Source organism: Pseudomonas sp. AN3A02, from assembly GCF_011765255.1.
GTDB lineage: Bacteria > Pseudomonadota > Gammaproteobacteria > Pseudomonadales > Pseudomonadaceae > Aquipseudomonas.
Window position 1 is genome coordinate 178,285 of sequence record NZ_JAARNI010000011.1, and the last position, 6,270, is coordinate 184,554.

Genomic DNA, 6,270 nt, shown 5'->3' on the forward strand with positions numbered 1-6,270 from the left:
CTTGGGACGCTCCCAATACTTGCTCAGTCAGTGCTGACGTAGTCGGCGACCACCGTCGCTCATGCTCTGCTGAGAAGTAAACCTATTAAGACCCGTCGGTTTTTAACGGACGGTATTCTGGCGTTTTAGAGGTGAACAACGTGGAGCTTTTATCTGGCGGTGAGATGCTCGTCCGCTTTTTGCGTGACGAAGGCGTCGACTATATCTACGGGTACCCAGGCGGTGCTCTGCTGCATGTCTACGACGCACTGTTCAAGGAACCGGCTGTTACCCACATCCTGGTTCGCCACGAACAAGCTGCTACCCATATGGCTGACGGTTACGCCCGTGCCACCGGTAAAGCCGGTGTCGTGCTGGTGACTTCCGGCCCTGGCGCGACCAATGCCATTACCGGCATCGCGACGGCTTATATGGACTCCATCCCGATGGTGATCATTTCTGGCCAGGTGGCGAGCACCATGGTCGGTACCGATGCATTCCAGGAAACCGACATGATCGGTATCTCCCGGCCGATCGTGAAACACAGCTTCATGATCAAGCATGCCTCGGAAATCCCGGAAGTCATGAAGAAGGCCTTCTACCTCGCACAGTCCGGTCGCCCGGGTCCTGTGGTGGTCGATATCCCGAAAGACATGACCAACCCGGCGGAAAAATTCGAATACATCTTCCCGAAGAAAGCCAAGCTGCGTTCCTACAGCCCGGCTGTTCGCGGGCACTCGGGGCAAATCCGCAAGGCGGCAGAAATGCTGTTGGCGGCCAAGCGCCCGGTGCTCTACTCGGGTGGTGGCGTGATTCTGGGCGGCGGTTCTGCACCGCTGACCGAACTGGCCAAGATGCTTAACCTGCCAGTCACCAACACCTTGATGGGCCTCGGCGCATTCCCGGGTTCGGACCGTCAGTTCGTCGGTATGCTCGGCATGCACGGCAGCTACACCGCCAACCTGGCCATGCACCATGCTGACGTGATCCTCGCCGTCGGTGCGCGGTTCGATGACCGGGTGATCAACGGCGCGAGCAAGTTTTGCCCGAATGCAAAGATCATCCACATCGATATCGACCCGGCATCGATCTCCAAGACCATCAAGGCCGACGTGCCTATCGTAGGTCCTGTGGAAAGCGTGCTGACCGAAATGGTTGCTGCGCTCAAGGAAATCGGCGAAGCCCCGAACAAGGATTCCGTCGCCAGTTGGTGGAAGCAGATCGACGAGTGGCGCGGTGACCGCGGCCTGTTCCCTTACGACAAGGGCGATGGCAGCGTCATCAAGCCGCAGACCGTGATCGAAACCCTGTGCGAAGTGACCAAGGGCGATGCCTTTGTGACCTCCGACGTGGGCCAGCACCAGATGTTCGCGGCGCAGTACTACAAGTTCGACAAGCCTAACCGCTGGATCAACTCCGGTGGCCTGGGCACGATGGGCTTTGGTTTCCCTGCGGCCATGGGTGTGAAGCTGAGCTTCCCGGATACCGACGTTGCTTGCGTCACCGGCGAAGGCAGTATCCAGATGAACATCCAGGAACTGTCGACCTGCCTGCAATATGGTCTGCCGGTGAAAATCGTCTGCCTGAACAACGGCGTACTGGGCATGGTTCGCCAGTGGCAGGACATGAGCTACGGCAGCCGTCACTCCCATTCCTACATGGAGTCTCTGCCGGACTTCGTCAAATTGGTTGAAGCCTATGGCCATGTCGGCATGCGCATCACCGATCTGAAGGATTTGAAGCCGATGATGGAAGAGGCGTTCGCCATGAAGGACCGCCTGGTGTTCCTCGATATTCAGGTCGACACCAGCGAGCACGTCTATCCGATGCAGATCAAAGACGGCTCCATGCGCGATATGTGGCTGAACAAGACGGAGCGTACCTAATCATGCGGCACATTATCTCCCTGCTTCTGGAGAACGAACCGGGCGCTCTGTCACGTGTGGTCGGACTGTTTTCGCAACGCAACTACAACATCGAAAGCCTGACCGTGGCGCCGACCGAAGACCCGACTTTGTCGCGTCTGACGTTGACCACCGTTGGCCATGATGAGGTGATCGAGCAGATCACCAAAAACCTCAACAAGCTGATCGAAGTGGTCAAGCTGGTCGACTTGTCGGAAAGTGCCCACATCGAGCGTGAACTGATGCTGGTCAAGGTCAAGGCAACGGGCGCCCAGCGCGCCGAGATCAAGCGCACTACCGATATTTATCGCGGGCAGATCGTCGATGTGAGCGCCAGCGTTTATACCGTTCAATTGACCGGTACAAGCGACAAGCTGGACAGCTTCATCCAGTCGATCGGGACGGCCTCGATTCTGGAAACTGTACGCAGTGGCGTCACCGGGATTGCTCGTGGCGACAAAGTACTCAGCATCTAACCCAATTAGTGAATGGCCTAACGGCCTGGATATATAGAGGAACCTCATGAAAGTTTATTACGAAAAAGATTGTGACCTGTCGATCATCCAGGGCAAAAAAGTCGCCATCATCGGCTACGGTTCCCAGGGCCACGCTCAAGCGTGCAACCTGAAAGATTCCGGCGTTGACGTGACTGTCGGTCTGCGCAAAGGCTCGGCCACTGTTGCCAAGGCTGAAGCTCACGGCCTGAAAGTAACTGACGTTGCTTCTGCTGTTGCTGCTGCCGACCTGGTCATGATCCTGACCCCGGACGAGTTCCAGTCCGCGCTGTACAAGAACGAAATCGAGCCGAACATCAAGAAGGGCGCCACCCTGGCCTTCTCCCACGGCTTCGCGATCCACTACAACCAGGTTGTGCCGCGCGCTGACCTCGACGTGATCATGATCGCGCCGAAAGCACCGGGCCACACCGTGCGTTCCGAGTTCGTCAAAGGCGGCGGCATCCCTGACCTGATCGCGATCTACCAGGACGCCTCGGGCAACGCCAAAAACGTTGCACTGTCCTACGCCGCTGGCGTTGGTGGCGGTCGTACCGGCATCATCGAAACCACCTTCAAGGACGAGACTGAGACCGACCTGTTCGGCGAGCAAGCCGTTCTGTGCGGCGGTACCGTTGAACTGGTTAAAGCCGGTTTCGAAACCCTGGTTGAAGCTGGCTACGCGCCAGAAATGGCCTACTTCGAATGCCTGCACGAACTGAAGCTGATCGTTGACCTCATGTACGAAGGCGGTATCGCCAACATGAACTACTCGATCTCCAACAACGCCGAATACGGCGAGTACGTGACTGGCCCGGAAGTGATCAACGCCGAGTCCCGTCAGGCCATGCGCAACGCCCTGAAACGTATTCAGGACGGCGAATACGCCAAAATGTTCATCAGCGAAGGTGCAACCGGCTACCCTTCGATGACCGCCAAGCGTCGTAACAACGCCGCTCACGGTATCGAAATCATCGGCGAGCAACTGCGCTCCATGATGCCGTGGATCGGTGCCAACAAGATCGTCGACAAAGCCAAAAACTAAGTCGTACGTATCAAGGGAAAACGCGGCTTAGGCCGCGTTTTTTCGTTTGCGGGGCAGGTTCTGGTATAAAGCTGCATCGTTTGCGGGCGAACACTCGCCGCAAGTTTCTGTCGAAATTTTTCACACCGTTGCAAGGTAAAGTCCATGAGCGAACGTCCCGAAGAGCCAAACCAGGCCTCTGACGCCGAAAGCCTGCTACCGATCGATGAACATGTCGAAGAGGGGCACGATGCTGAAGGCCGTAAAGTCCGGCATCGTGGCATCTATCTTCTGCCCAATCTGTTTACCACTGCGAACCTGTTCGCGGGGTTCTACTCCATCATCAATTCCATGAGTGCCCAGAGTGCATTGGCGGCCGGCGATGCTGCCGGGGCCAGCAAGTATTTTGGTTTCGCCGCGATTGCGATCTTCGTCGCCATGGTCCTTGATGGCCTGGATGGGCGCGTGGCACGCATGACCAATACCCAGAGTGCCTTCGGCGCCGAGTATGACTCGCTGTCAGACATGGTTGCCTTTGGTGTGGCGCCGGCGTTGCTTGCATTCGCCTGGGCGCTGGGTGACATGGGCAAAGTCGGCTGGATGGTCGCCTTCATCTATGTGGCTGGCGCGGCATTGCGTCTGGCGCGGTTCAATACCCAGGTAGGGACTGCCGACAAGCGCTACTTCATTGGCTTGGCCAGTCCGGCTGCGGCGGGTGTGGTAGCCGGTATTGTCTGGGCATTCAGCGACTACGGTATCCAGGGCTCGAAGATGTCATTCCTGGTGGCCTTGATGGTTGCGGCGGCCGGCATGCTGATGGTCAGCAACATCAAGTACAACAGCTTCAAGGAGCTGGACCTCAAGGGGCGCGTGCCATTTGTGGCCATCCTGGCGGTGGTGCTGGTGTTCGCCGTGGTCTTCAGTGACCCGCCGCGAATCCTGCTGTTGGCGTTCCTTGTCTATGCCGCGTCGGGCCCGGTGCAGTATTTGCTGCATCTTCGTCAGCGCAAAACGTTGCCTTAATGTAATTTCCCCCATACTCCGCAGTCTATTGGTGCATCTGTCCTCCAAAGCTGCGGAGTTGCCATGTTAATCAAGTTCCCCAAAGCGTCTGATTGCCAAGAATCGGACGTCACGCCTGAATCCCTCTATTTCTCCCGTCGCAGCTTGCTCGGTGGTGCGCTTGCCGGCCTGGCTGCCAGCAGCCTGCCGCGTTGGGCCAGTGCGGATGATGCTGCGCGTTACGCGGATGTTGAGCCGGGCAAGGCGCCCGGATGGTTTGCCGAAAAGCTGCCGGGTACGAAATGGCAGGCGGTCACCGTCAAGGACGAGGCGATCACTCCGTTCAAGGATGCGACCCACTACAACAACTTCTATGAGTTTGGTACGGACAAGGGTGATCCGGCGGCGAATGCCGGGTCTCTGAAGACTGAACCGTGGAGCGTGGTGATTGATGGCGAGGTCGCCAAGCCCGGGCGTTACGCGCTTGAAGACTTCATGAAGCCGTATCAGTTGGAAGAGCGAATCTATCGACTGCGCTGCGTAGAGGCGTGGTCGATGGTCATTCCGTGGATAGGTTTCCCTATTTCGGAATTGCTCAAGCACGTCGAGCCGACGTCCAAGGCCAAATACATCCGCTTTGAAACCCTGCAGGATCCCAAGAGCATGCCGGGGCAGCGGTCTAACTTCGCTTTGATCGACTGGCCTTATGTAGAAGGGTTACGACTGGATGAGGCGATGAATCCCCTGGCGATCCTGGCGGTAGGTATGTATGGGCGGGAGTTGCCAAATCAGAATGGTGCCCCGTTGCGGTTGGTGGTGCCATGGAAGTATGGATTCAAGAGCGTGAAGTCGATCGTGCGCATCAGTCTCGTCAGCGAACAGCCGAAAACCACCTGGCAAAGCATTGCGGCGAGTGAGTATGGGTTTTATGCGAACGTGAATCCTACCGTCGACCACCCTCGCTGGACTCAGGCGCGGGAGCGGCGTTTGCCCAGTGGGCTGTTCAGTCCCAATGTGCGTGAGACGCAAATGTTCAACGGCTACGCCGATGAAGTCGCCTCTCTATATACGGGCCTTGATCTGCGGAAGAACTATTGATGCGCTACCCGGTCTGGCGCATCGGCGTCTTTATAGCGGCGGCGGTGTGGCCGCTGTTCTGGTTGTACGAGGCCTGGAGTTTTGCTCTGGGGCCTGACCCGGGGAAGGTGCTGATGGATCGGCTCGGGCTTGGGACCTTAATTTTGCTGCTGGTCACTCTGGGCATGACGCCCCTGCAGAAGCTCAGTGGTTGGGCGGGGTGGATTGCTGTGCGGCGGCAGCTGGGGTTGTGGTGCTTTGCGTATGTGGTTTTGCATCTTGCGGCTTACTGCATCTTCATCCTGGGCCTTGATTGGTCGCAGTTGGGCGTCGAGCTGCAGAAGCGGCCTTACATTATCGTCGGTGCCTTGGGGTTCCTTTCTTTATTAGTGCTCGCAGTCACTTCCAACCGCTACAGCCAGCGGCGGCTTGGTACGCGCTGGAAGAAGCTGCATCGCTTGGTTTACGTGATTCTCGGGCTTGGGCTGCTGCACATGTTGTGGATCGTACGGGCAGATCTGAAGGAGTGGGCTATCTATGCATCTATAGGAGCGCTGCTTCTAGTCCTGCGTGTGCCACCTGTAATGCGCCGGATTCCCCGTCTTATTGCTAAAAAACCATCTTCTGCAACAAAAGCGTAATTAACCCTTGACGGCAGATTCTGGAAGTCTATAATTCGCCCCACTTCCGGCGCAGTCGAAACGGAAAACTCCTTGGTAAACAAAGAGTTATGTAGGTTTCGACAGCGAGCTGCTTCAGATCATCGAAGCCCAGAAGGAGTTAGTAAGGC

At 57.1% G+C, this 6,270-nt stretch carries 6 protein-coding genes; all 6 read left to right on the top strand.

Annotated elements, in window-relative coordinates; genetic code table 11:
• The first annotated feature begins 140 nt into the window (after positions 1–140).
• The 6 genes from HBJ59_RS27520 to msrQ all read left to right on the top strand — a co-directional run bounded on the left by HBJ59_RS27520 (position 141) and on the right by msrQ (position 6,121).
• Complete coding sequence (locus HBJ59_RS27520) at positions 141–1,865, top strand: acetolactate synthase 3 large subunit (RefSeq protein WP_003212127.1); 1,725 nt, start codon at positions 141–143, stop codon at positions 1,863–1,865.
• Between the two features lie 2 nt (positions 1,866–1,867).
• Positions 1,868–2,359, top strand: a complete 492-nt coding sequence (gene ilvN, locus HBJ59_RS27525; RefSeq protein WP_003176102.1) for an acetolactate synthase small subunit — start codon at positions 1,868–1,870, stop codon at positions 2,357–2,359.
• 46 nt (positions 2,360–2,405) lie between these two features.
• Entirely contained in the window at positions 2,406–3,422 is a 1,017-nt protein-coding gene (gene ilvC / locus HBJ59_RS27530) for a ketol-acid reductoisomerase (RefSeq protein WP_007948647.1), read from the top strand.
• A 144-nt stretch (positions 3,423–3,566) separates the two neighbouring features.
• Positions 3,567–4,424 (top strand): CDP-diacylglycerol--serine O-phosphatidyltransferase, encoded by an 858-nt coding sequence (pssA, locus tag HBJ59_RS27535; protein ID WP_003212123.1) that lies wholly within the window; start codon positions 3,567–3,569, stop codon positions 4,422–4,424.
• Between the two features lie 63 nt (positions 4,425–4,487).
• Complete coding sequence (gene msrP, locus HBJ59_RS27540) at positions 4,488–5,501, top strand: protein-methionine-sulfoxide reductase catalytic subunit MsrP (protein ID WP_167665383.1); 1,014 nt, start codon at positions 4,488–4,490, stop codon at positions 5,499–5,501.
• Positions 5,501–6,121, top strand: a complete 621-nt coding sequence (gene msrQ, locus HBJ59_RS27545) for a protein-methionine-sulfoxide reductase heme-binding subunit MsrQ (protein ID WP_167665384.1) — start codon at positions 5,501–5,503, stop codon at positions 6,119–6,121. The genes msrP and msrQ overlap by 1 nt, the downstream gene beginning before the upstream one ends.
• The last annotated feature ends 149 nt before the right edge of the window (positions 6,122–6,270 follow it).

What these genes read in the sequence shown, in the direction of transcription:
- ilvN (WP_003176102.1), top strand. Translation starts at nt 1,868, where the DNA reads ATGCGGCACATTATCTCCCTGCTTCTGGAGAACGAACCGGGCGCTCTG.
- msrQ (WP_167665384.1), top strand. Translation starts at nt 5,501, where the DNA reads ATGCGCTACCCGGTCTGGCGCATCGGCGTCTTTATAGCGGCGGCGGTG.
- pssA (WP_003212123.1), top strand. Translation starts at nt 3,567, where the DNA reads ATGAGCGAACGTCCCGAAGAGCCAAACCAGGCCTCTGACGCCGAAAGC.
- msrP (WP_167665383.1), top strand. Translation starts at nt 4,488, where the DNA reads ATGTTAATCAAGTTCCCCAAAGCGTCTGATTGCCAAGAATCGGACGTC.
- ilvC (WP_007948647.1), top strand. Translation starts at nt 2,406, where the DNA reads ATGAAAGTTTATTACGAAAAAGATTGTGACCTGTCGATCATCCAGGGC.